Below are 24,169 nucleotides of genomic sequence, written 5' to 3'. Positions count from 1 at the left end.
GCCTCTCCGGCTGTTCCGCTCTCCGGCTATTCCGCGGCCGTCCCGTCGGCCTCCTTGCCGGTCACCCCGACCTGCGACCACGCCTTGACCAGCGCCTCGTGCTCGGCGCCGTCGCCGAACCGCGCGCGGGCCGCCGCGATGGTGAGCGCGGCGAAGTCGGCGAACTGGGCGTCCTTGGCGAGCTCGCCGCCGGTCAGCACGTCGTACCAGACCTGCCCCGCCCGCTCCCAGGCGTTGCCGCCGAGCGCGGTGGCGGCCAGGTAGAAGGCGTGGTTGGGGATGCCGGAGTTGATGTGCACCCCGCCGTTGTCGTCCTCCGTCGTGACGAAGTCCTTCATCGTCGCGGGCTGCGGGTCCTTGCCGAGGACGTCGTCGTCGTACGCGGTTCCCGGTGCCTTCATGGAGCGCAGTGCCTGGCCGCTGTCGATGTCCGGGCCCAGCAGGTCCTTGCCGATCAGCCAGTCGGCCTCCTCGGCGCTCTGGCCCAGCGAGTACTGCTTGATCAGCGAGCCGAAGACATCCGAGATCGACTCGTTGAGCGCCCCGGACTGGCCCAGGTAGTCGAGGTTGGCGGTGTACTGCGTGACGCCGTGGGTCAGCTCGTGGCCGATCACGTCCGTCGCGATGGTGAAGTCGTTGAACAGCTGGCCGTCCCCGTCGCCGAAGACCATCCGCTCGCCGTCCCAGAAAGCGTTGTCGTACTTCTCGCCGTAGTGGACGGTCGCGTCGAGCGGCAGGCCGGCGCCGTCGATGGACCTGCGGCCGTAGATCTTCAGGAACAGCTCGAAGGTGGCGCCGAGGCCGGCGTGGGCGCGGTTTACGGAGGCGTCCGCGGACGGCTCGTCGCCCTCTGCGTGCACCTTCTTTCCGGGCAGGTCCTCCCGGTGCTCGGCGTCGTAGATGGTGCGCCGGGGCTTGTCGGCGGCCTCCCCGGGCTCGCCGGGGGTGCGGCCTTCCAGGGTGATCTCGCGGCGCCGGGTGCGCTGGCGGTCGTCGTGCTCAAGGGTCGGGACGACATGGCCGTGGTGCTCCGCCAGCCTGCTGATGAGATGGGGCGGGACGATGGTGCAGAAGACAGGGGTGGCCGGGGTACGAGGGGTCACAGTGGAGTCCATGAACAAAACGGTGGCATTGTGTGACGCCAGTGTCACTGCCTGCCGCCCAGATTCCTGAAAACGTGTGGTTCGTCGCAGTTCGACCCTTACGTCCTTCCGGTCCCGCATACTGATACGCACCCGCCGGTGACGGCGTACCTCAGCTAGGGTGCTGTGCATCATGCGTTTCGGGCTGCTTCTCCTTAGCTGCCGCGGCGAGGGCCTGTAGTCGTAGGCCGACCCCCTCCCCGCGGAGTTCGGTGTTGCGGAATTTCGAAGTTCTGCCCCGTCGGCCTCCACCGAGGACATACGAGGAGCCCTACGCACCATGACGAATCCGTCGAGCCCCGCAGCGCACGCCGTCGGCCGCCGCACCCCGGTCACCAACGCCACGCAGCTGCAGCGCCCCTCCGGGATGCCGATCCACAAGTACGGCCCGTACGAGGCCGTGGACATCCCCGACCGCACCTGGCCGGACAACCGCATCACCGTCGCGCCCCGCTGGCTGTCGACGGACCTGCGGGACGGCAACCAGGCGCTGATCGACCCGATGTCGCCGGCCCGTAAGCGCGAGATGTTCGACCTCCTGGTGCGCATGGGCTACAAGGAGATCGAGGTCGGCTTCCCGTCCTCCGGCGAGACCGACTTCGCGTTCGTCCGCTCCATCATCGAAGAGGGCGCGATCCCCGAGGACGTGACGATCTCCGTCCTGACGCAGGCCCGCGAGGAGCTCATCGAGCGGACCGTGGAATCGCTGCGCGGCGCCCACCGCGCCACCGTCCACCTGTACAACGCCACCGCCCCCACCTTCCGCCGGGTCGTCTTCCGCGGCTCGAAGGACCAGGTCAAGCAGATCGCGGTGGACGGCACCCGGCTGGTCATGGAGTACGCCGACAAGATCCTCGGCGACGAGACCAGCTTCGGCTACCAGTACAGCCCGGAGATCTTCACCGACACCGAGCTGGACTTCGCGCTGGAGGTCTGCGAGGGCGTGATGGACGTCTGGCAGCCCGAGGCCGGCCGCGAGATCATCCTGAACCTGCCCGCCACCGTCGAGCGCTCGACGCCCTCCACGCACGCCGACCGCTTCGAGTGGATGTCGCGCAACCTGTCGCGCCGCGAGCACATCTGCCTGTCCGTCCACCCGCACAACGACCGCGGTACGGCGGTGGCCGCCGCCGAGCTGGCGATCATGGCCGGCGCGGACCGCATCGAGGGCTGCCTGTTCGGCCAGGGCGAGCGCACCGGCAATGTCGACCTGGTGACACTGGGCATGAACCTCTTCTCCCAGGGCGTCGACCCGCAGATCGACTTCTCCCAGATCGACGAGATCCGCCGCACCTCCGAGTACTGCAACCAGATGGAGATCCACCCGCGCCACCCCTACGCGGGCGATCTGGTCTACACCGCCTTCTCCGGCTCCCACCAGGACGCCATCAAGAAGGGCTTCGACGCGATGGAGGCCGAGGCGGCCGCCGCCGGCAAGACCGTCGACGACATCGAGTGGGCGGTCCCGTACCTGCCCATCGACCCCAAGGACGTCGGCCGCTCCTACGAGGCCGTCATCCGCGTCAACTCGCAGTCCGGCAAGGGCGGTATCGCCTACGTCCTGAAGAACGACCACAAGCTGGACCTGCCGCGCCGGATGCAGATCGAGTTCTCCCGGATCATCCAGGAGAAGACCGACTCCGAGGGCGGCGAGGTCACCCCGGCCGCCATCTGGTCCGTCTTCCAGGACGAGTACCTGCCCAACCCCGGCAACCCGTGGGGCCGCATCCAGGTCAAGAACGGCCAGACCACGACGGACCGGGACGGCATCGACGCGCTCACCGTCGAGGCGGTCGTCGACGGACAGGACACCGTCCTGAAGGGCTCCGGCAACGGTCCGATCTCCGCGTTCTTCGACGCCCTCCAGGGCATCGGCATCGACGTACGCCTGCTGGACTACCAGGAGCACACCATGAGCGAGGGCGCCTCCGCGCAGGCCGCCTCGTACATCGAGTGCGCGATCGGCGACAAGGTCCTGTGGGGCATCGGCATCGACCCGAACACGACGCGCGCCTCGCTGAAGGCGGTCGTCTCGGCGGTCAACCGCGCAGGTCGCTGATCCGGTGCGGAGGAGAGGGGCGCGGGGCCTGCCGGTCGATTCTGGTGGGCCCCGTCACCCGCTGGTTCAGGCCAAGTCCCGGGAGCCTCACCCACCCCATGGTCAACCCGCCGGAAGTCGCGCCCCGACTGCGTCGTCACCGGCGTCAACCGGCCCCGGCGCCTTCCCCCGTGAGGGTTGGGGCCCTTCGCCATCCGGCCAGTAGTCCGGTACGAGGTGCTGACGCCGCATCACCGATGTGGCTAACATCACGCCCATATGGCGATGGGGCCATGGGGGTATCTCCCGTGCCTTGCGGGCCGCGGGGAGTTACGGAGGACTGACGTGATGCACAAGATGTGTGTGATGGGCGTGCGCACGTCCTGGCGTACCGTCGCCGACGGCGAGTTCTTCTGTCCGGACTGCGGCGGCGACCGCAACTACCTCCGCCAGACCGGGCGCCGCCGGCTCACCGTCCTCGGCGTCCCCGTCCTCTCCCGCGGCGCCGCCGGCCCGGTCCTCGAATGTTCCGCCTGTCGCGGCCACTTCGGCCTGGACGCCCTGGACCACCCCACCACCGTCCGCTTCTCCGCGATGCTCCGGGACGCCGTCCACACCGTCACGCTCGCCCTGCTGGCCGCCGGCGGCACCTCCTCCGGCGCGGTACGCGACACCGCGGTCGCCACGGTCCGCGCGGCCGGTTTCGCGGACTGCTCCGAGGACCATCTGCTCACCCTCCTCGCCGCCCTCGCCGCCGACACCGGCCGCCTCACCGGCACCTACGACGCGGTGACCGGCGGCGAATGCGCCCACAACGGCCTCGACCCGTGCGGCACCGCGCTGGCCATAGAGCTCCATGAGTCCCTGGAACCCCTGGCGCCCCACCTCGCGCCGGCCGGCCGTGAGTCCCTCCTCCTCCAGGGCGCCCGTATCGCCCTGGCCGACGGCTCCTACACCCCCGCCGAACGCGAGGTCCTGAGCACCGTCGGAGCCGCCCTGCTGCTGCGCCCGGCCGACACCAACCGGCTGCTGGCGGCGGCCCGTACGCCGTCCTGAGACGCCACCGCCCTGATACGCACGCGGCCCCGCCACCGTCCGGTGGCGGGGCCGCGTGCGCAGTGCCCGGGAGCGGATCAGGCCCGGGTCAGCCGGACCGGCAGCTTCCCGTAGCCACCGGCGATGAAGCCGCCGGCCGGCGCCAAGTCCTCGGCGGGGACGGCCAGTTGGAGGTCGGGGAAGCGGGCGAAGAGCGCCGGGAGGGCGGTCCGGGCCTCCATACGGGCCAACGGCGCGCCGAGGCAGCGGTGGACGCCGTGGCCGAAGGCGAGGTGTTCGGTGACCTGGCGCCGGATGTCGAAGTGGGCGGCGTTCTCGCCGTGGAACCCGGGATCGCGGCCTGCCGCCGCGTACGCCGGGAGGATCGCCTCGCCCTTGCGGATGGTGGGACCGTCCGGGACGGCGATGTCCTCGACGGCGAACCGCAGCGGCAGGCTGGCGATGCTGGGCGCCCAGCGCAGCGTTTCCTCGATGACGTCGTTCCAGGAGGACTCGCCCGAGAGCGCCGCCTTGAGCTGGTCGGGGTGGGTCAGCAGAGCGATGACGGCGTTGCCCAGGAGATCGACGGTGGTCTCGTGACCGGCGCCGATGACGAGCAGCAGGGTGTCCAGGAGCTCCTGCTCGGTCATCCGCTCGCCGTCGTCGTCCCGTGCGGAGACCAGCAGGCTGGTCAGGTCGTCGGTGGGCCGTTCCCGCTTGCTCGCGACCAGGCCGCCCAGCAGCGCGCCCACGGCCGCGGCGGTGGCGCCGGCCTCTTCGGGGGTGGCCGTGGTGTCCATGATCGCCGCGACATGGCGGGCCAGTTCGGCCCGCGGCTCGCCCTCCGGGAAGCCGAACAGCTCACAGATGACCTGGAGGGGCAGCGGGTGGGTGAAGGCCTCGCGCAGGTCGATGGTGGCGCCGGCCGGGACGGCGGCGAGGTCGCCCAGCAGTGCCGCCGTGATGCGCTCCACGCACGGCAGCATCGCGTCCGTGCGGCGCGCGGTGAACGCCGGGGCGATCAGCTTGCGCAGCCGCCGGTGGTCGGCGCCGTACGCGGTGAACATGTTGGTGACGCCGATCCAGGACTGCAGCCAGCTGCCCCGTATGTCCTCGCGCTGCCAGGCGGGCCAGTGCTCGCGCGGGTTCTTCGACACCCGCGGATCCGTCAGCAGGTCCTTGAGCAGGGTGTGACTGGTGACGGACCAGGCTTCGATGCCGCCGGGGAGTTCGACGAGGGCGACCGGGCCTAGCTCGCGGAGGCGGGCCGCCTCTCCGTGGATATCGGCTCCGACCGGGTCGATGACGACGGGCTGCTGTCCCTGTTGTGCCATGGGGTGGCTCCTGCCTGGTCGGGAGTGATGGGGGTGAAGCGGGCGGGGAGCGCCGTCAGGGCCCGGTGGAAGACGCCGTTGCGCCACACCAACTCGCCGGGTTCCACGGCGAGTTCGATGTCGGAGAGCCAGGCGGTGAGCCGCTCGATCGCGGTGGTGGCGATCAGCAGTGCGTGCCGCTGTACGGGGCAGCCGTGCGCGCCCGCCGCCCAGGAGAGGTGCGAACCGCTGCCCGAGCGGGGCTGGTCCAGCGTGGTGGTGCCGAACTGGCCGTTGGCGGCCGCGTACGACACCATCACCAGCTGTCCCGCGCGGATCCAGGTGCCGTGGAAGAAGACGTCGCGCAGCGGGAAGTGAGCGGAGTAGTTGGCGATCGGCGGGTCGTTCCACAGCACCTCGTTGATGGCGTCGCGCGTGGTCAGCGCGCCGCCCGAGAGGGTGTTGTAGTAGCGGTCGTCGGACAGCATCCGGGAGAGCGCGTTGCCGATGAGGTTGGCGAGCGGTTCGTTGCCGGCGCCCATCGTCAGGACGATCTGGTGGACCAGTTCCTCGTCGGACAGCTCGTTGGGGTGGTCCATGAACCAGGACGTCAGGTCCGGACCGCGCTGTGCCTTCTTCGCGCCGACGAGCTCCATGATGTACGTGGTGAACGCCTCGTTGGCGGCGGCCGCCTCCTCGGGGGAGTTGCCCTCCATCATCCCGGCGATGGCCTCGATGAGCCGCTCGCTGTAGGAATCGGGCATGCCGAAGAGGCCGTTGAACATCAGGAGGGGGATGAGCCGGGCGTACTCGGCGATCAGATCGGCCTGACCGCGGGCGCCGAACCGCTGGATGAGGGTGTCCGCGGCCCGGTGGGTGCGGGCGCGCAGCTCATGCGGTTCGACCAGCCGGAAGCTGTCGGTGATGACCGCCCGGTAGCGGTCGTGTTCCGCGCCGTCGCTGTAGAAGACGTTCGGCCGCCACATCAGCATCGGCATGACCGGCGAGTCGGCGGGGACGGTCGTCATCCAGTCCCGGGAGTCCTTGGACCAGGTGTTGTCGTCGTGCAGCAGGTCCAGCGCGGCCCGGTAGTCGGTGACCAGCATCGCGGTCACCCCGGGCGCGATCTCGACGGGCGCCAGCGCGCCGTACTGGCGCAGGTGCCGGTAGAAGCGGTCGGGATCGGCGGCGAAGTCCGGTCCGTAGAGCTTCACGGGTGTGTGCGCGTCGGGCTGGGCCGGCGTCCGGTCGCCCGCCGGCGGTGCGGCATGGGCCGGGCAGCCCGGTGGTGGTGTGGCGCCCGGCTGGTGCGGGGAAGTCACGGGTTCTGGTTCTCCTGGGGCGTGTGGGCCAGGACATGGCCGACGAGCGCGATCAGCGCGTCGACGGACTGGTCCCGGTCGCGGGCGTCGCACAGCACGAGCGGCGTCTCGGGGTGCAGATCGAGGGCGTCGCGGAGCTTTTCGACGTCGTACTGCGGCGCGTCGGGGAAGGTGTTGACCGCCACCGCGTAGCGCAGCCCGGCCTCCTCGACGATGTCCATCACCTCGAAGGAGTCCGCCAGCCGGCGGGTGTCGGCGAGGACGAGGGCGCCCAGCGCACCACGGGCGATGTCCTGCCACAGCGGGCGGAAACGCTTCTGTCCGGGCGTGCCGAACAGGTAGAGCACCAGGTCCCCGGGGAGGGTCAGCCGCCCGAAGTCGATGGCGACGGTGGTGGTGGTCTTGTCCCGGACCCCGGCGAGATCGTCGACGATCGCGCCGGTCTGTGTCATGACCTCTTCGGTGTGCAGCGGCGGGGTCTCCGAGAGCGCCCTGATGAGCGTGGTCTTGCCGACTCCGAACGGCCCCGCGACCAGGAGCTTGACCAGCGTCTGGTCGTCGCCGGAGAGATACATGCCGCCGGTGCCGGCGTGCGGGCCGGGATCGGTGCCGGTGCTAGGACTTGAGAGAGCGGAGTCCATCGAGAACCCTCTCCAGGATCTGCCGGTCGAATTGCTCGGCTTCGGGGATGGGGACACGGGCGTGCAGGCGGCCGGCATCGACAAGATCGGCCACCAGCACCTTCACCACGCTGACGGGCAGGTGGAGGTGGGCTGCGACCTCGGCCAGAGACAGGGCGCCGGGCTGGAGCAGCTCCAGGATCCGGCGCTCTTCCGGGCGTACCTCACTGGTGACCGGCATCCCCGCGCTGTGCAGCAGCGAGAGCCGGTCCAGCGTGTTGCGGCTGGGTCGGGCGCGTCCGCCGGTCGCCAGATAGGCCGGTACGAGGCGCCTGTTGCTCTGGCGCGGGGTCATGCCGGGTTACCGAGGTCCCGAGCCGGACTGTTCATGACCTTGCTGCCCAGGGTCGTCACCTGGATCTGCATGTGGTGCGCGACGACGCCCATGTTCACCTCGGGGGCGGCGAAGACGGCCAGGCAGGTGTTCTCGCCCGCCGGGATCGCGAAGACCCAGCCCTCCTCGGACTCGATGACGGTCTGCCGCAGCGTGGCGTCGTCCTTGTCGGCGAAGGCCGCGGTGACCGCGCGTCCGGCGCCCTGGAGCGCGGACATCATCGCGGCGACGCCCTCGGCGGCGTCGCGCTTCAGGCCGGGTGAGGAGCCCTCGATGAATCCGTCGCCGGAGATGACGGCGGCGTGGATAACATGCGGCAGCTCCAGGAGGGGGGCCAGCACCCAGGACTTGTCCTCGGTGACACGGCGGCGAGTGGGGCTGTTCATCAGTGGGCGTTCCCTTCGGGACTGCGAGGGGGTTCGGACTGGGCGGCGGCCCGGCCGGATTCGGTGCCTTGCTGGAGCGCGGCCCAGCGGGAGGCGGTCTCCTCCGGAGAGCGCGGGGGAATCGATTCGGCGCGCGGCGCGCTCTGCTCGTCCTCGGACACGGGCTTACGGCGGCGCCGGCGCGGGAGTTCGCCCTCGGCGGGCGCGGGCGCGGCGGGCGCATCGGGCCGGGCCGCCGGGTCGGGGGCCGGGGTCGGGGCCGCAGTCTGGGCCGGGGCCGCCGCCGGCCGTACGGCGGACGGGGCGTGCGCGGCCGGCGGCGGGGTGGAGGCGCCGGTCGGCAGCACGGACGAGGACCGGTCCGGCACACCCGCGCGGTGCGGCAGCGGAGCCATCACGGACATCGGCTGGGCGCTCTCGTCGAGGACGGTGAGGAGGGGATCGCCGGGGATGTAGACGACCGCGCGCACACCGCCGTACGGGGACGGCTCGACATGGACGCCGTAGCCGTACTGGCGCACCAGCTGACCCGCGGCCGCGAAGCCGGACCGCGGCGGATCGCCGAGCTGGGTCAGCAGCAGATCGTCGTCACCGGACAGCAGCTCCATGGCGTGCTTGATCTCGTCGTCGTGCATGCCCACGCCGTAGTCGTCGATGATGACCGACGCGCCGCGGTTGCCCTGCTGGAGGGTGACGGTGACCGGCAGTTCCTGGTGCGAGTGGTGCAGCGCGTTGGCCAGCAGCTCGGTCACGGTGATCGCGATCGGCTCGACGGCACGGGCGACCACGGCCACCGGGTCGCGCAGCTGGTTGCTGACCTGGACGCGCTCGTAGCCGCGCAGCCGGGAGGTGGCGCCGACGACCAGCTCGGCGAGGTAGGAGTCCTCGCGGGTCAGGCCCGGCCAGGCGCCGCACACCACGGAGGTGGCCTGAATACGGCGCAGCGCCTGCTCGTTGAGGAAGTCCGCGTCCAGCAGGTCCTGGGCGATCTGCGGGTCGTCGTAGCGGTGCTGCATGTCCTGAAGCGCCGTCTGGAGGCGGTAGAGCAGCGCCTGGATGGTGGTGGTCGCGCCGCGGAGGGTGGACTGCGCGGCCGCGTCGACGCGTTGCCGCTCGCTGGTGACCGCCTGGCCGATCTGCTCCAGTACCGCGGTCAGCGCGTGATCCGTCTCCGAACCGGCGAACCGGGAGTCCAGCAGCCCGCGTACGGGGACGTGCGGATGGGCGAGCGCCATGGTGAGGTCGGGCAGTCGTGCCCCGGCCAGATGCCGGATCTCGGCCTCGGTGGCCCGCAGCCGGGCCGACAGTTCCGTATTGCTGTGGAGCGTGGCGCTGTTCTGCTCCTCGGAGGCGGTGAGGCGCTGTCTCAGGTCGGCGCGCTGCTTGTGCGTGCGGACCAAGAGCGCCGCCAAGACCACGGCGGCGGCCGTACCTGCGCTGAGGCACCACAACAGCGCCTCCGGTATGGATGTCATCGAGATCCTCGTGTGGGTACTGGGTCGGCCTGCCATCACGGCTGAATACTGCCGATCATCACCGGATGCTACCGGGGAGTTGACGAGTCGTAAGCTCGTTGAGCGGCGGCGACTGAGAAGTACGGAAGGTCACGTTCCGCCCGCGATGACCCGGACGATGGCGTGATGTGGCCCTGACATTCCGGGGTCTCCCGACCGGGCGCCCACGGCCGCTCCGGCGATGCGCGAGAATAACCACATGAGTCTGTTCCGCGACGACGGCATCGTGCTGCGCACCCAGAAGCTGGGTGAAGCGGACCGGATCATCACCCTGCTCACCCGGGGGCACGGCCGGGTCCGGGCGGTGGCGCGGGGGGTGCGGCGGACGAAGTCGAAGTTCGGGGCGCGGCTGGAGCCGTTCTCGCATGTGGATGTGCAGTTCTTCGCGCGCGGCGGCGAGCTCGTCGGCCGCGGGCTGCCGCTGTGCACGCAGAGCGAGACGATCGCCGCGTACGGTGGCGGGATCGTCACCGACTACGCCCGCTACACCGCCGGCACCGCGATGCTGGAGACCGCCGAGCGGTTCACCGACCACGAGGGCGAGCCGGCCGTACAGCAGTATCTGCTGCTGGTCGGCGGGCTGCGGACGCTGTCCCGCGGTGAGCACGCGCCGCATCTGGTGCTGGACGCCTTCCTGCTGCGCTCACTCGCCGTGAACGGCTACGCACCCAGCTTCGGCAGCTGCGCGAAGTGCGGGCTGCCCGGTCCCAACCGGTTCTTCTCGGTGGCCTCGGGCGGCGTCGTCTGCGGCGACTGCCGCGTCCCGGGAAGCGTCGTACCCTCCTCGGAGGCCATCGGGCTCCTGGGCGCGCTGCTCACCGGCGACTGGGAGACGGCGGACGCCTGCGAGCCGCGGCATGTCCGGGAGGGCAGCGGGCTCGTCGCGGCCTATCTCCAGTGGCATCTGGAGCGGGGTCTGCGCTCCCTCCGGTACGTGGAGAATTAGCCGTGCAGAGAAACGGCCGCGCGGAGAAACAGCCGCGCAGGCAAACAGACTCGACCGACCCATACGACGTATACGACACATAGGAGACGTGGGCCGCATGGCACGACGCGGGATTCTGGGCCGTAATCGACGTGAGTACGTGACGCCCGAGCCGCACCCCTCCGGCGCGCGCCCGCCGAAGATCCCCGGCGAGCTCGTGCCGAACCATGTGGCGGTCGTCATGGACGGCAACGGCCGGTGGGCCAAGGAGCGCGGTCTGCCGCGCACCGAGGGCCACAAGGTCGGCGAGGGCGTCGTCCTGGACGTGCTCAAGGGCTGTATCGAGATGGGTGTGAAGAACCTCTCGCTGTACGCCTTCTCGACGGAGAACTGGAAGCGGTCGCCCGACGAGGTCAAGTTCCTGATGAACTTCAACCGGGATGTGATCCGGCGGCGCCGTGACGAGATGGACGCGCTGGGCATCCGCATCCGGTGGGTCGGCCGGATGCCGAAGCTGTGGAAGTCCGTGGTGCAGGAGCTCCAGGTCGCGCAGGAGCAGACCAAGAACAATGACGCGATGACGCTGTATTTCTGCGTGAATTACGGCGGCCGGGCGGAGATCGCGGACGCCGCGGCGAAGATCGCGGCGGATGTGAAGGCCGGAAAGCTGGACCCGTCCAAGGTCACCGAGAAGACCGTCGCGAAGTACATGTACTACCCGGACATGCCGGATGTGGACCTCTTCGTCCGGCCGTCGGGCGAGCAGCGCACCTCGAACTATCTGATCTGGCAGAGCGCCTACGCCGAGATGGTCTTCCAGGACATCCTGTGGCCGGACTTCGACCGGCGGAACCTGTGGGATGCCTGCCTCGAATACGCGCGGCGCGACCGCCGCTTCGGTGCGGCGCCGGAGCCGGACGGCCAGGCGGCGAAGTAGCACCGATCCAGTGGCGCAGATCCGGTAGCACCGATCCATGCGAACGGGCCGCCTCCTCTGGGAGACGGCCCGTTCGTGCTGGTCGTGGTGTTACTGGTCCGCGGACCGCGCCGCGCAGTCGCCGCACGTACCGAAGATCTCGATGGTGTGCGCGACGTCGCGGAAGCCGTGCTCGGCGGCGATCTGGTCGGCCCACTTCTCGACCGCGGGGCCCTCGACCTCGACGGCCTTGCCGCAGGCCCGGCACACCAGGTGGTGGTGATGGTCGTCGGTGCTGCACCGGCGGTAGACGGCCTCGCCGTCGCTGGTGCGCAGCACATCGACCTCGCCCGCGTCGGCCAGGGACTGCAGCGTCCGGTAGACGGTGGTCAGCCCGACCGAGTCGCCCCGGTGCTTGAGCATGTCGTGGAGCTCCTGCGCGCTGCGGAACTCGTCCACCTCGTCGAGTGCGGCCGAAACCGCGGTCCGCTGCCGCGTCGACCGGCCGCGTACCGGAGAACCCGCGCTCGTCGCCACCGTTGCCTCCCTAGGGCCGTCAGATCTTCACGTGGGGGGTCCCTCCCGCGCCGGTGGGGCGTGGGGGAGCGTCCGGCCATTGTGCCAGGTGGTGATCCGAACCCTGGTGGGGCGCTTATACGCTGACGTCGTCCGTGAGGGTCCGGCTGCCCGGTACCTCAAGGGTGCACCCCTCCGACGCTCCCGCGGCCGCCTTTGCGCGTTTTTTCGCCAGTGGCGCGGCCAGCGCCGTGAAGATCACGAACAGTCCGATGGCGAGCAGCACGATGGTCGCGCCGGACGGCACGTCCACGTAGTACGACGTGGCGGTACCCGTCAGAGTGACCGCGACGCCGATCCCGATGGCCACCGCGAAGGTCATCGCGAAGCTGCGGCTGATCTGCTGGGCGGCCGCGACCGGGATCACCATCAGCGCACTGACCAGCAGCAGCCCGACGACCCGCATCGCCACGGTGACGGTGACCGCGGCGGTGACCGCGATCAGCAGGTTCAGCAGCCGCACCGGGAGCCCCGTCACCCGCGCGAACTCCTCGTCCTGGCAGACCGCGAACAGCTGCCGGCGCAGACCGACCGTGATCAGCAGCACCAGGGCGGCCAGCACACAGATCGTGGTCATGTCCTGAGGCGAGACCGTGGTGATCGACCCGAAGAGATAGGTGCCGAGGTTGGCGTTGGACCCGGCGTCGGAGAGGCTCATCAGCATCACACCGCCCGCCATACCGCCGTAGAACAGCATGGCCAGCGCGAGATCGCCGCGGGTCTTCCCGTACCAGCGGATCAGTTCCATGACGACGGAGCCGAGGACGGCGACCGCGGTGGCGACCCAGACCGGGCTGGTGTTGAGGAGAAAGCCCAGGCCGACGCCGGTGAGGGCGACATGGCCGATGCCGTCGCCCATCAGGGCCTGCCGGCGCTGGACGAGGTAGATGCCGATGGCCGGGGCGGTGACACCGACGATCAGCGCGGCGAGCAGGGCCCGCTGCATGAAGGCGTAGTTCAGGATTTCCATGTCGGTCGACCTCGCGAAACGGAGCCGGTGCTCGGGTGTCGGCTGGTGGTTCGGGGGTTGTCCCCCGAGGAATACGGCATCAGCTCAGCAATCCCGTACGAATCGGTTCCGCGGCCGCGTCGGCGTGCGGATGGACGTGATCGTGGCCGGGCAGGGCGTGCTGGCCCACGGCCTCCGGCGGCGGGCCGTCATGCACGACACAGCCCTCCCGCAGCACCACCGCCCGGTCGATCAGCGGCTCCAGCGGGCCCAGCTCGTGCAGCACGAGCAGCACCGTGGTGCCGGCCGCGACCTGTGCGCGCAGCGCCCCTGCCAGCACCTCCTGGCTGGCCAGGTCGACGCCGGCCATCGGCTCGTCCATGATCAGCAGCTCCGGTTCGCCGGCCAGCGCGCGGGCTATCAGCACCCGCTGGTGCTGGCCGCCGGAGAGCGCGTTGACGGAGTCCCCTGCCCGGTCCGCCATGCCCACCAGCGCCAGGGCGCGGTGCACAGCGGCCCGGTCGGCCTTGCGCACGATGCCCAGCTTCGTACGCGCCAGCCGGCCGGCCATGACGACCTCGCGGACCGTGGCCGGGACGCCGCTGGAGGCGGTGGTGCGCTGCGGGACATAGCCCACCCGGGCCCAGTCACGGAAGCGCCGGAACTCGGTGCCGAAGAGCGACAGGGTGCCGCCGCTGAGCGGAACCTGGCCTATCACCGACCGTACGGCGGTGGACTTGCCGGAGCCGTTGGCGCCGAGCAGCGCCACGACCTCGCCGGCGTGCACGGTGAGGTCGACGCCGCGCAGCACGGGGCGTGCGCCCAGCGAGGCGGTGGCTCCGCGCAGGTCGATGACCGGCTGCTGTTGCGTCTGCTTCACGGTGACCTCCGTCACGTGCGGGGTGGCCGGTGTGCTCACTTGCTGCCCAGTGCCTTCTGGAGCGCGGCGAGGTTGGACCGCATCACACCGAGGTAGTCCGTACCGCGGGACTTGGCGGTGATGCCCTCGAGCGGGTCGAGGACATCGGTCTTCAGGTGCAGATCACCGGCCAGGGCCTTGGCGGTGGCCGGGTTGGCGATCGTCTCGAAGAAGACGGTGGAGACGTGGTGCTCCTTGGTGAGCGTGTGCAGCTCCTTGATGCGGTTGGCGCTGGGCTCGGACTCGGGGTCGAGGCCGCTGATGGCCTCCTGGGTCAGGCCGTAGCGCTCGGCGAGGTAGCCGAAGGCCGCGTGGGTGGTGATGAAGGTGTCCGAGCCGCGCTTCTTCAGGCCGTCCTTGAAGTCCGCGTCCAGCGCCTCCAGCTTCTTGACCAGGGCGTCGGTGTTCTTCTGGTAGTCGGCCTTGTGGTCCGGGTCGGCCTTGGCGAGGGTTTTGTTCACGCCCTTGGCGACCTCGGCGTACTTCACCGGGTCGAGCCAGATGTGCGGGTCCTTGCCGCCCTCTTCCTCGTGCTCGTCGTGCCCGTGCTCCTCGGCATGCCCGTGGTCGTGGCCGACCTCGGTGCCGTGCGTCTCCAGGGTGGTCATGGCGGACGCCTCGGCGACGTTCTCGACGCCGGACTGCGCGATGGCCTGGTCCACGGCGGGCTGCACGCCCTTGAGGTAGACGATCGCGCCGGACTCGCCGAGCAGGGCGGTCTGCTTCGCGGTGAGGGTCAGATCGTGCGGTTCGCTCCCCGGCTTGGTGAGGCCGGTGACCTGGACGTGCTTCCCGCCGATCTGCGCGGCGAGGTACTCCATGGGATAGAAGGACGCGGTGACCTTCAGTTTGCCGTCGTCCGTGCGCGCGGCGCCGTTCGTGGAGCAGGCGGAGAGGGCCAGGAGGCCGAGCACCGAGGCTCCGGCGACGGCGGCGGTGGACAGGGACCGACGTATGTTCATGACAGTCATTTTCAACAAAGCTGGAAACGATTGTCAACAAAGCGGATAGTCGGACCAGACCTGCGGAGGGTCGGCCGTCAGAGGCGTGGAACCGATTTGATCCGGGGGGTACGCCCGCCGGTACCCTGAGCTATTCGCCCGCCCGTCTCCCGACCACCACCCCCCGCCGAGGCGCAGGGCGCCGCCCTTATCCATCGTTCGTCGTCGTATGAAGAGAGCACCGTGGCCGCCGACAAGATCGATACCATCGTCAGCCTGAGCAAGCGCCGTGGCTTCGTCTACCCCTCCAGTGAGATCTACGGCGGCTCCCGCGCTGCCTGGGACTACGGCCCCCTCGGCGTTGAGCTCAAGGAGAACATCAAGCGCCAGTGGTGGCGCTCCATGGTCACCTCGCGCGACGACGTCGTCGGCATCGACTCGTCGGTGATCCTGGCCCCCGAGGTGTGGCAGGCGTCCGGCCACGTCGCCACCTTCACCGACCCGCTTACCGAGTGCACCTCCTGCCACAAGCGCTTCCGCGCGGACCACCTGGAGGAGGCGTACGAGGCCAAGCACGGCCGCGGCCCCGACAACGGCCTCGCCGACATCAACTGCCCGCACTGCGGCAACAAGGGCGGCTTCACCGAGCCCAAGCAGTTCTCCGGCCTGCTCTCCACCCACCTCGGCCCGTCCCAGGACACCGCCTCGGTCGCGTATCTGCGCCCCGAGACCGCGCAGGGCATCTTCACCAACTTCGCTCAGGTTCAGCAGACTTCGCGCCGCAAGCCGCCGTTCGGCATCGCGCAGATGGGCAAGTCCTTCCGGAACGAGATCACTCCGGGCAACTTCATCTTCCGGACCCGTGAGTTCGAGCAGATGGAGATGGAGTTCTTCGTCAAGCCGGGCGAGGACGAGCAGTGGCAGGAGTACTGGATGCAGCAGCGCTGGAACTGGTACGTCGACCTCGGCATCAGCGAGGACAACATCCGCTGGTTCGAGCACCCGGAGGAGAAGCTCTCCCACTACTCCAAGCGCACCGCCGACATCGAGTACCGCTTCCAGTTCGGCGGCTCGGAGTGGGGCGAGCTGGAGGGTGTCGCCAACCGCACCGACTACGACCTCTCCTCGCACTCCAAGGCGTCCGGCCAGGACCTCTCCTACTTCGACCAGGAGGCCGGCGAGCGCTGGACTCCGTACGTGATCGAGCCGGCGGCCGGCGTCGGCCGCGCGATGCTCGCCTTCATGCTCGACGCGTACATCGAGGACGAGGCGCCCAACGCCAAGGGCAAGATGGAGAAGCGCACGGTCATGCGCCTCGACCCGCGCCTCGCGCCGGTCAAGGTCGCGGTGCTGCCGCTGTCCCGCAACCCGCAGCTGTCGCCGAAGGCCAAGGGCCTCGCCGCGGACCTGCGCAAGAACTGGAACATCGAGTTCGACGACGCGGGCGCCATCGGCCGCCGCTACCGCCGCCAGGACGAGATCGGCACCCCGTTCTGCGTCACGGTCGACTTCGACACCCTCGACGACAACGCCGTCACGGTGCGCGAGCGCGACACGATGAAGCAGGAGCGGGTCAGCCTGGACCAGATCCAGGCCTACCTGGGTGCGCGACTGCTGGGCTGCTAGGCCCGCGCGGGGCGTCGCCGGTGGCCGACTCGCGGGCGGCCCCGTTCCGCTGACGCCTCATTGACCTCAGGCGCCGGTCGGGCCCGGAACTTTCCGGGGCCGGCCGGCGCTTTTGTGTTGCGGGTGGGGGTGGTGTGCGGGCGGGGGTGGTGTGTGCGGTGAGGGATGGGGGCGCGGGGCGCGGGACGGGTCGGCGGCCGGGGGTGTCACGGCGTCCCTCAGTGATCGCGCTCGGTGGCCCCGCGGCGGGTCGCGAGGACCATGCACAGGCCCGCCAGGGGGAGTTCCGCGCCGACGGCCATGGCTATCGCCGTGGCGAGCTCCGCGCCGGGGGCGGCGGTGGCCAGGTCGATGCAGGCGTCGGCCGTGAGGAGGAGCGCGGCGGCCGCCGCGGCCGCCCGGTGGCTGGGCTCGCCGCGCAGCAGGCGGGTGCCGGCCGTCAGGAGGCAGGCGGCCTCCAGCGTGTCCAGCGTCACCCAGGCCGCCGCCTCGGCCGGCGGGAGCGTCCCGGCGAGGTAGCCGAGCCACGGCAGCAGCACCAGCCCGGCGCCCGTCAGGATCCGCCCCTGCCGGCGGCGCGCGGCGCTGAGCCGTACGGGGCGGCGGGCGACGCCCGGACGGGCGCAACTGCCGTGCGGGGAAACGGAGTTGAGGGCAATGAGGGCCATGGAGTGTGTCTCTTTCGGCTGCGGTGAACCCGGCCGTCGGGCTCACGCTCAACACTCCGGTTCCGGCCGGACCAAGTCAGTAACGCCCAGGTCCGACTTGGGGTGGCACCAGCTACACCCCCGTTCGGGGAACTGGCTGCATGGCCGCCGCCCGGCTGCGCCGCATACCGTTTGATCATGACCATTCCGCCGCGGCTCCGCCGCTTTCTCGTGCGGCTGCGGCGCGACATCCTCTTCATCGCCGCCGGCGTGCCGCTGCATATCGTCCCGCCGCTGCTGTTCCTCTGGGCCCTCACCCAGCTGATCGGGATCCTGGACGGGAGCTCGGACGCCGCCCCGCTGGTGCTGCCCGCGCCCGTGACCCTGCTCGTCATCGCGGGGTACGGCCTGACCGAGGCGCAGCGCTGGCGGTTCCGGGCGCTGTGCGGGGTGGACCTTCCCCGGCTCCGGTTCACCGAGCGCAAGCGGCAGTTCGCCTACAACCTGCTGGCCGGGCCGCTGCTGGGCGCGCTGGAACTCCTGCTGCTCGCTGTGGTGTCGGCGGCGCTGGCGGGGGCGCTGGTCCTGGTGTGGGTGTCGGCGGTACCGGCCACGTGGCGGCTGGCGCATCCCGGCTACACCACCGTGGCCAGCTACCTCACCATCCTGTCGCTGCTGGTGCTGGCCGCCGTACCGGCGCTGGCCGGCGGGCTCGTACGGCTGGAGAACCTCGTCGGGCGGGCCGTCCTGGGCATCAGCCGGTCCGACGAACTGGCGCGTCGGGTCGAGGACCTCACCGAGAGCCGGGCCGGTGCGGTCGACGCCGCCGACGCGGAACGCCGCCGCATCGAGCGCGACCTGCATGACGGCGCGCAGCAGCGGCTGGTCTCGCTGGCCCTGAACCTCGGGCTGGCCAAGGCCACCCTCACGGATCTGCCGCCGGAGGCCCGGGAGGTCATCGACGCGGCGCACCGCGAGGCGAAGGACGCGATCGAGGAACTCAACAATCTGGTGCGCGGGCTGCACCCGGCCGTCCTGGACGAACTCGGGCTGGACGCGGCGCTGTCCGGACTCGCCGCCCGCGCCCCGCTGCCCGTACGGCTGCGGGTCGATCTGCCACCGGAGCTGCCGCGGCGGGCCGCGCCGGCGGTCGAGGCGGTCGCGTACTTCGTGGTCTCCGAGGCGCTGACGAATATCGCCAAGCACGCGCGGGAGGCGACCCGGGTCGATGTGACGGTCACCCGGCTCGGGGAGATACTGCGGGTGGTGATCGCCGACGACGGTATGGGCGGCGCCGATCCGTCCAGGGGGAGCGGTCTGAAGGGGCTTGCCCAGCGCGTGCGTTCCGTGGACGGAACCTTCCGGATGAGCAGCCCCGCGGGGGGCCCGACCATGATGAGCGTGGAGCTGCCGTGCCCGACATGAGGCCCGAAACAAGGCCGGATGCGAGGTCCGAAGCAAGGCCGGATGCGAGGCCGGATGCGAGGCACGATGTGAGACCTGCAGCACAGGCCGATGTACTGCCCGGAGCAGGGCCCGGTGCGGGGTCCGGCGTGCGGCGGGCGGTGATCGCCGAGGACTCCGTGCTGCTCCGGATCGGCCTGGTCAAGGTGCTGGAGATGGCCGGGTTCGAGGTGGCGGCCGAAGCGGGGGACGCGCAGGGGCTGCTGGCCGCGGTCGAGGAACACCGGCCGGACATCGCGGTGGTGGACGTCCGGATGCCGCCCGGCTTCACGGACGAGGGAGTGCGCGCCGCCCTGTCCATCCGCCAGCGCTGGCCCGCCACCGCCGTCCTGCTGCTGTCCCAGTACGTCGAGGAGCGCTACGCGGCCGATCTGCTCGCCACGAACACGAGCGGGGTCGGCTATCTGCTCAAGCAACGGGTCGCGGACGTCGAGGAGTTCATCGAGGCGCTGCGCCGGGTGGCGTCCGGCGGCACGGCCCTGGACCCGCAGGTCGTCGCGCAGCTGCTGGTCCGCCGGTCGAGCGACCCGCTGGAACGTCTCACCGCCCGCGAACGGGACGTCCTGGCACTGATGGCCGAGGGCCGCTCCAACGCGGGCATCGCCGCCCAACTCGTCGTCAGCGAAAGCGCGGTGGCCAAGCACATCAACAACATCCTGGCCAAACTGGACCTCCCCAAGGCGGACGCCGACCACCGCCGGGTCCTGGCCGTGCTGCACTTCCTGGGCGTCGGCGGCTAGGGCCATGGCCTGCCCCACCGGACAGGCCTGCCCGTCGCTTGCCACGCGCCGCTCGGTTCCGCAGCCCGTCGCTTGCGGCTCGCCGTCGCGGCGACGAGAGCCCTAGCCGGTCAAGCCACGCAGGACCAGCTCTCGCACCGCCTCGAAGTCGTCGGTGATCGTGGGGCGGGACCACTCCGGGGCGTAGCAGGGGTCGTGGAAGCGGCCGGTGGCGTTGAAGACGGCGCGGGCGGAGGTCCTGGGGGAGGGGGTGCGGAACGCGCCCTCGGTCACGCCGGCTTCGATGATCGTGGCGAGCTGGGCCTCCAGATCTGTGACATGCCGGTCGACCACGCCGCCGCTCTCGCCGATGAGGGCCATATACGTGGCGAACAGCTCCGGGTCGTCGCCGGCCTTGTGCCGCTTGGCCTCGAACAGGGCGGTGAGCCAGCGGTCCAGGCGCTCCGGGGCCGGGCCCTCCGCCGCGACGATCGCCGACAGCTGCTCGCTCGTACGGTTCAGCCACCGCTCCGTGACCGCCTCCCGCAGCGCCGCCTTGGTGCGGAAGTGGCGGTAGACGCTGCCGTGGCTGACGCCCAGGGCGCGCGCCACATCGACGACCGTGGCCTTGGCCGGGCCGTAGCGGCGCAGCACCTCCTCCGTGGCTTCGAGGATGCGCTCGGGGGTCAACGTCTCGGGGGGCATGCGGCGGGCCGGCCTTTCGGAGGGAAGCGGACGGGGCGCACGGGGCCACCCGGCGGGGTGCGTACGCCAGACACCTACGGACGGTACCTGGCGCCCCCGGCACACGCCCCGGCGGTCAGCGCTCGCTGTCCAGATGCGCCATCTGCTCGGCGGGATACCGCTCGCCCGCGGCGGCGCCGGCCGGCACCGCGCGCTCTATCGCGGCCAGATCCTCGGTGTCCAGTGTGAACGTCGTGGCACCGAGCGCCTCGGCCAGCCGGTTCCGGCGCCGGGCGCCGACCAGCGGAACGATGTCCTCCCCACGGGACAGCACCCAGGCGATGGCGGTCTGGGCGACCGTCACGCCCTTCTGCTCGGCGATCTTGCGCAGCGCCTCCACCAGGTCGAGATTGCGGTCGAGATTCTCGCCCTGGAAGCGGGGGCTCATACCGCGGAAGTCATTCGCGGCGAGCTTGCGGTCGCGGCTGAAGTGGCCGCTGATCAGTCCGCGGGACAGCACGCCGTACGCGGTGATGCCTATCCCCAGCTCACGGGCGGTGGGCAGGATCTCGTCCTCGATGCCACGGGAGATGAGGGAGTACTCGATCTGCAGGTCGGAGATCGGGGCGACGGCGGCGGCCCGGCGCAGGGTCTCGGCGCCCACCTCGGACAGGCCGATGTGCCGCACATGCCCGGCCTCGACCAGCTCGGCGATGGCGCCGACGGTCTCCTCGATCGGGACGGCCGGGTCGACACGGGCGATCCGGTAGATGTCGATGTGGTCGGTGCCCAGCCGCTGGAGGGAGTACGCGGCGAAGTTCTTCACCGCGTCCGGCCGGCCGTCGTAGCCGGTGAAGGCGCCTTCGACGGTGCGCAGGGCGCCGAACTTGACGCTGGTCAGCGCCTTTTCGCGGGCGGCCGCTGGGGCCGTGCGCAGGGCTTCGTTGATGAGCAGTTCGTTGTGGCCCATGCCGTAGAAGTCGCCGGTGTCGAGCAGGGTGATGCCCGCTTCGAGGGCGGCGTGGATCGTGGCGACGGACTCTGCGCGGTCGGCGTCGCCGTACAGGGCGGACATGCCCATGCAGCCGAGGCCGAGGGCGGAGATCTGCGGGCCGGTGGTGCCGAGGGTGCGGGTTTGCACGGGGTGCTCCTGACTGACGGGGAGATGAAGCAGTGGCGTGTACCGACTATGGCATGTCGACTGACAGATTTCAATATCTGTCAGTCGACAAGTGTCAGTACAGGCGTCGGTGTATGCGTCGGTGCATGTGCCAGTGCTCCGTCGACCCGAGCGGCCCGGGTGGGTTCCGCCGGCCCCGGTCAGCGCACCGTGTGCGGCAGGCGCACCGCCAGTGCCGTCGTGACCAGCACGATCGCCAGCTGCGCCAGCAGCGCCGCGACCAGCGCATCGCGGGCGCCGGAGGACGGGAGGAGCGACAGGAAGAGCGTGCCGAGGGTGGCCGCGCCGAGTGCGACGCCCGACTGCTGGGCGGTGACCATGGCGCCGCTGCCCACTCCGGCCTGCGTCACCGGCAGCTCGCTCAGCACGATGCGCATCAGTACCGGCAGGAGCATCCCCTGTCCGATGCCCAGCACTGCCATGCTCGGCGCCAGCCCGGCCACCGACACGTCGGGCCAGCCCGCGCGGACCGTCAGCGCCAGACCGATCAGCCCGCAGGCCTGGATCAGCGAGCCGGCGATCGCCACCCGCCGCCCGAAGCGCCGCACCAGCCGCGGTCCGGCCAGCGAGGCGAGGAAGAACGTGGCGCAGAGCGGCGCCAGTGACAGCCCGGCCGCGAACGGCCCGTAGTGCAGGCCGGATTGGAGGGCGACGGCCACCACGAACATGAAGCCGCCGAAGCCCACCGAGAACGGGACGATCATGGAGAGGCCGCTCTGCACGGAGCGGATGCGCAGCATGGACGGCGGGACCAGCGGCGTGCGGCCCACGCGCTCGGCCCGGCGCTCGACGACGACGAACGCGCCGGCGGCGAACGGGAAGACGGCCAGGAGCAGCCAGGACCAGAGCGGCCAGCCGGCCGCCCGCCCCTCGGTCAGCGGCAGCAGCAGGGTGATCAGCGCGGTGGCGAGCAGCGCCGTGCCGGGGCCGTCCACCCGGCTCGGATGCGGGGACCGGGTCTCGGGCACCGCGCGGGAGGCCAGCAGCCAGGCAGCGGCCGCGATCGGCACGTTCACCAGAAAGACCGCGCGCCATCCGGAGCCCGCCAGGTCGGCGGAGACCAGCAGCCCGCCGAGCACCTGGCCGACGGCGCTGGAGACACCGGCCGTACCGCCGTACAGGCTGAGCGCCTTCGCGCGCCGCTTGCCGGCGGTCGTGGCCTGGATGGTGGCCAGTACCTGCGGCAACAGCAGTGCGGACGCGCCGCCCTGGGCGACCCGGGCGGCCACCAGCGTCCAGGCGTCGGGGGCCACCCCGCAGGCGAGCGAGGTCAGGCCGAAGGCGGCCAGGCCCCACAGGAACAGCCGGCGGCGACCCACCATGTCGCCGAGCCGCCCGCCGAGCACGAGCAGCGTGGCGTAGGCGACGCCGTAGCCCGCCACCACCATCTCCAGGACCGCCGGCCCCGCGCGCAGATCACGGTCGATGGTCGGCAGCGCGACATTGACGATAAAGAAGTCGATCATGGGCAGGGCCGCGCCGAGCAGGACGGTCAGCAGGCCCAGTGGCGTCAGCACGGTGGTGTCCGGCAGCGGGCGGTCCGGTACGGCCTTCGGGGCGGCGGCCTGCACGCGGCTGTCGGTTTGTACCCGGCTGTCGGTCTGCACGCGACTATCGGTCTGTACGCGGGTATCGGTCTCGGAATGGTTCACGCAGACGACGATCGTCCGTCGCTCAGAGGGGTACCAGAGTCTTCTTATCCTGGTACCAGCGCCACCTGGCAACCGGATAGCGCCTCCGGCACCCTGGAAGCATGACCGTGGATGTGACGCTGACTCAGGCCGCCCGCAGCCGCACCGGGACTGAGACCGGGACCGGCGGAGCGACCGCCACCGGCACTCACAGCGCGACCGACAGCGGGGCCGACAGCGCGATCGCCAAGAAGCCCGCCAAGGGGCCCGTCACCCCGCGCGGCGGCGGCGACGCCGTCCGCCGGGCCGAGCTGGCCGCGTTCCTGCGCAGCCGGCGGGAGCGGATCACCCCCGAACACGTCGGCCTGCCGCGCGGCAGCCGCCGCCGCACCCCCGGGCTGCGCCGCGAGGAGGTCGCGCATCTTGCCGCGGTCGGCGTCACTTGGTACACCTGGCTCGAACAGGCCCGGGACATTCATGTCTCACCGCAGGTCCTGGACGCGGTCGCCCGCGCGCTGCTGCTCGACAAGGCCGAGCGCCGCCATCTGTTCGCGCTGGCCGGTGCGATCGACCCGCTCCCCGGCACCGAATGCACCGGCGTTCCGCGCGCGCTGCGTCAGATCATGGACCAGGTGGCGCCGTTCCCCGCCGTCGTACAGAACAGCCGGTTCGACATCCTCGCCTACAACAGCACCTACGGGCAGCTGATGTGCGACCTCGACGCGCTGCCCGAAGAGGACCGGAACTGCATGTGGCTGGCGTTCACCCATCCCGAGTGGCGGGCGGCCATGGGTGATCTGGATGCCTCGGTGTGCATGATGGCCGCCAAGTTCCGGGCGTCGATGGCCGAGCATGTCGCCGAGCCGGCCTGGAAGGCGCTGGTCGCGCGCTTGTCGGAGGCATCGCCGGAGTTCCGCGCGATCTGGGCGCGGCATGAGGTCGTACGCCCGGTCAGCAGCACCAAGATCTTCCAGAACTCGAAGGTCGGCGCCATGGAACTCGCCGCCACCAGCCTGTGGACGGGCCCCAACCCGGGCCCCACGCTCGTGACGTACACCCCCGTGGACGAGACGTCCCGAAAGCGCCTGGAACTGTTGCAGGAACTGGCGACGGCGCGAGCTTGAGTGTCGTCCTGCCGGTGCGGGGGTGAGCGTCGGCGCCTAGGGCGGCCCTGGGCGTCCCCTAGGGGATGGTCGAACAGATCCCCTAAGGGTTGCGAGCGCCCCTT

General features: G+C 70.8%; 23 protein-coding genes. 8 read left to right on the top strand and 15 right to left on the bottom strand.

All coding sequences use genetic code 11. The features are described 5' to 3' along the window. Nucleotides 1–26: 26 nt before the first annotated feature. Nucleotides 27–1,115, bottom strand: coding sequence for a M4 family metallopeptidase (locus FCH28_RS10605; protein ID WP_136739565.1), 1,089 nt, complete (start codon nt 1,113–1,115; stop codon nt 27–29). Nucleotides 1,116–1,422: 307 nt separating this feature from the next. Here FCH28_RS10605 and leuA point away from each other — a divergent pair, with 307 nt between their 5' ends. Together leuA and FCH28_RS10595 are read left to right on the top strand one after the other, a co-directional pair. Continuing rightward, nucleotides 1,423–3,201, top strand: a complete 1,779-nt coding sequence (leuA, locus tag FCH28_RS10600; protein WP_136739564.1) for a 2-isopropylmalate synthase — start codon at nt 1,423–1,425, stop codon at nt 3,199–3,201. A gap of 327 nt (nt 3,202–3,528) precedes the next feature. Next, nucleotides 3,529–4,236 (top strand): TerB family tellurite resistance protein, encoded by a 708-nt coding sequence (locus tag FCH28_RS10595; protein WP_136739563.1) that lies wholly within the window; start codon nt 3,529–3,531, stop codon nt 4,234–4,236. 77 nt (nt 4,237–4,313) lie between these two features. Here FCH28_RS10595 and FCH28_RS10590 read toward each other — a convergent pair whose 3' ends face one another. From FCH28_RS10590 to FCH28_RS10565, 6 genes are read right to left on the bottom strand one after another with little or no spacing between them, the layout of a single operon-like run. Next, nucleotides 4,314–5,549 (bottom strand): cytochrome P450 family protein, encoded by a 1,236-nt coding sequence (locus tag FCH28_RS10590; RefSeq protein ID WP_136739562.1) that lies wholly within the window; start codon nt 5,547–5,549, stop codon nt 4,314–4,316. Further along, the gene (locus tag FCH28_RS10585) at nt 5,465–6,850 is read right to left on the bottom strand and encodes a cytochrome P450 (protein ID WP_136739561.1); all 1,386 of its coding nucleotides are present in this window, start codon (nt 6,848–6,850) and stop codon (nt 5,465–5,467) included. The genes FCH28_RS10590 and FCH28_RS10585 overlap by 85 nt, the downstream gene beginning before the upstream one ends. After that, entirely contained in the window at nt 6,847–7,425 is a 579-nt protein-coding gene (locus tag FCH28_RS10580; RefSeq protein ID WP_136739936.1) for a GTP-binding protein, read from the bottom strand. The genes FCH28_RS10585 and FCH28_RS10580 overlap by 4 nt, the downstream gene beginning before the upstream one ends. A 40-nt stretch (nt 7,426–7,465) precedes the next feature. Next, complete coding sequence (locus tag FCH28_RS10575; protein WP_136739560.1) at nt 7,466–7,825, bottom strand: DUF742 domain-containing protein; 360 nt, start codon at nt 7,823–7,825, stop codon at nt 7,466–7,468. After that, a complete protein-coding gene (locus FCH28_RS10570; protein WP_136739559.1) occupies nt 7,822–8,250 on the bottom strand; it encodes a roadblock/LC7 domain-containing protein in 429 nt (142 codons plus the stop codon). The genes FCH28_RS10575 and FCH28_RS10570 overlap by 4 nt, the downstream gene beginning before the upstream one ends. Further along, on the bottom strand, nt 8,250–9,725 hold the full coding sequence (locus FCH28_RS10565) for an ATP-binding protein (protein WP_136739558.1): 1,476 nt from the start codon (nt 9,723–9,725) through the stop codon (nt 8,250–8,252). The genes FCH28_RS10570 and FCH28_RS10565 overlap by 1 nt, the downstream gene beginning before the upstream one ends. 238 nt (nt 9,726–9,963) lie before the next feature. Here FCH28_RS10565 and recO point away from each other — a divergent pair, with 238 nt between their 5' ends. Both recO and FCH28_RS10555 read left to right on the top strand, forming a co-directional pair. Next, on the top strand, nt 9,964–10,710 hold the full coding sequence (gene recO / locus FCH28_RS10560; protein WP_136739557.1) for a DNA repair protein RecO: 747 nt from the start codon (nt 9,964–9,966) through the stop codon (nt 10,708–10,710). Between the two features lie 97 nt (nt 10,711–10,807). Then, entirely contained in the window at nt 10,808–11,626 is an 819-nt protein-coding gene (locus FCH28_RS10555; RefSeq protein ID WP_136739556.1) for an isoprenyl transferase, read from the top strand. A gap of 90 nt (nt 11,627–11,716) precedes the next feature. On the opposite strand, the gene FCH28_RS10550 is transcribed toward FCH28_RS10555, so the two are convergent. The 4 genes from FCH28_RS10550 to FCH28_RS10535 all read right to left on the bottom strand — a co-directional run bounded on the left by FCH28_RS10550 (nt 11,717) and on the right by FCH28_RS10535 (nt 15,011). Then, nucleotides 11,717–12,142, bottom strand: a complete 426-nt coding sequence (locus FCH28_RS10550; RefSeq protein ID WP_136739555.1) for a Fur family transcriptional regulator — start codon at nt 12,140–12,142, stop codon at nt 11,717–11,719. 115 nt (nt 12,143–12,257) lie between these two features. Then, nucleotides 12,258–13,151: a metal ABC transporter permease gene (locus FCH28_RS10545; RefSeq protein ID WP_136739554.1), complete on the bottom strand. Its 894-nt coding sequence runs from the start codon at nt 13,149–13,151 to the stop codon at nt 12,258–12,260. A gap of 79 nt (nt 13,152–13,230) precedes the next feature. Continuing rightward, nucleotides 13,231–14,010 carry a metal ABC transporter ATP-binding protein gene (locus FCH28_RS10540; protein WP_136739553.1) on the bottom strand — a complete coding sequence of 260 codons (780 nt, stop codon included), beginning with the start codon at nt 14,008–14,010 and terminating at the stop codon, nt 13,231–13,233. Nucleotides 14,011–14,045: 35 nt separating this feature from the next. Then, entirely contained in the window at nt 14,046–15,011 is a 966-nt protein-coding gene (locus FCH28_RS10535; protein WP_136739552.1) for a metal ABC transporter substrate-binding protein, read from the bottom strand. A gap of 222 nt (nt 15,012–15,233) precedes the next feature. Here FCH28_RS10535 and FCH28_RS10530 point away from each other — a divergent pair, with 222 nt between their 5' ends. Next, a complete protein-coding gene (locus tag FCH28_RS10530) occupies nt 15,234–16,616 on the top strand; it encodes a glycine--tRNA ligase (protein ID WP_136739551.1) in 1,383 nt (460 codons plus the stop codon). Between the two features lie 218 nt (nt 16,617–16,834). Here FCH28_RS10530 and FCH28_RS10525 read toward each other — a convergent pair whose 3' ends face one another. After that, nucleotides 16,835–17,284, bottom strand: coding sequence for a hypothetical protein (locus FCH28_RS10525; RefSeq protein WP_136739550.1), 450 nt, complete (start codon nt 17,282–17,284; stop codon nt 16,835–16,837). Between the two features lie 177 nt (nt 17,285–17,461). Here FCH28_RS10525 and FCH28_RS10520 point away from each other — a divergent pair, with 177 nt between their 5' ends. Beyond that, nucleotides 17,462–18,688, top strand: coding sequence for a sensor histidine kinase (locus tag FCH28_RS10520; RefSeq protein ID WP_136739549.1), 1,227 nt, complete (start codon nt 17,462–17,464; stop codon nt 18,686–18,688). A gap of 140 nt (nt 18,689–18,828) precedes the next feature. Next, on the top strand, nt 18,829–19,467 hold the full coding sequence (locus FCH28_RS10515) for a response regulator (protein WP_136739935.1): 639 nt from the start codon (nt 18,829–18,831) through the stop codon (nt 19,465–19,467). A 102-nt stretch (nt 19,468–19,569) separates the two neighbouring features. On the opposite strand, the gene FCH28_RS10510 is transcribed toward FCH28_RS10515, so the two are convergent. The 3 genes from FCH28_RS10510 to FCH28_RS10500 all read right to left on the bottom strand — a co-directional run bounded on the left by FCH28_RS10510 (nt 19,570) and on the right by FCH28_RS10500 (nt 22,917). Further along, a complete protein-coding gene (locus FCH28_RS10510) occupies nt 19,570–20,151 on the bottom strand; it encodes a TetR/AcrR family transcriptional regulator (protein WP_136739548.1) in 582 nt (193 codons plus the stop codon). A 115-nt stretch (nt 20,152–20,266) separates the two neighbouring features. Next, on the bottom strand, nt 20,267–21,271 hold the full coding sequence (locus FCH28_RS10505; protein WP_136739547.1) for an aldo/keto reductase: 1,005 nt from the start codon (nt 21,269–21,271) through the stop codon (nt 20,267–20,269). A 179-nt stretch (nt 21,272–21,450) separates the two neighbouring features. Continuing rightward, nucleotides 21,451–22,917 (bottom strand): MFS transporter, encoded by a 1,467-nt coding sequence (locus FCH28_RS10500; protein WP_425471910.1) that lies wholly within the window; start codon nt 22,915–22,917, stop codon nt 21,451–21,453. Between the two features lie 146 nt (nt 22,918–23,063). On the opposite strand from FCH28_RS10500, the gene FCH28_RS10495 reads away from it, so the two are divergent. Then, complete coding sequence (locus FCH28_RS10495; RefSeq protein ID WP_136739546.1) at nt 23,064–24,065, top strand: helix-turn-helix transcriptional regulator; 1,002 nt, start codon at nt 23,064–23,066, stop codon at nt 24,063–24,065. Nucleotides 24,066–24,169: the final 104 nt, after the last annotated feature.

It is taken from the genome of Streptomyces piniterrae, assembly GCF_005048155.1.
GTDB classification, from domain to species: Bacteria; Actinomycetota; Actinomycetes; order Streptomycetales; family Streptomycetaceae; genus Streptomyces; species Streptomyces piniterrae.
This window is presented reverse-complemented; position numbering and strand designations above follow the sequence as displayed.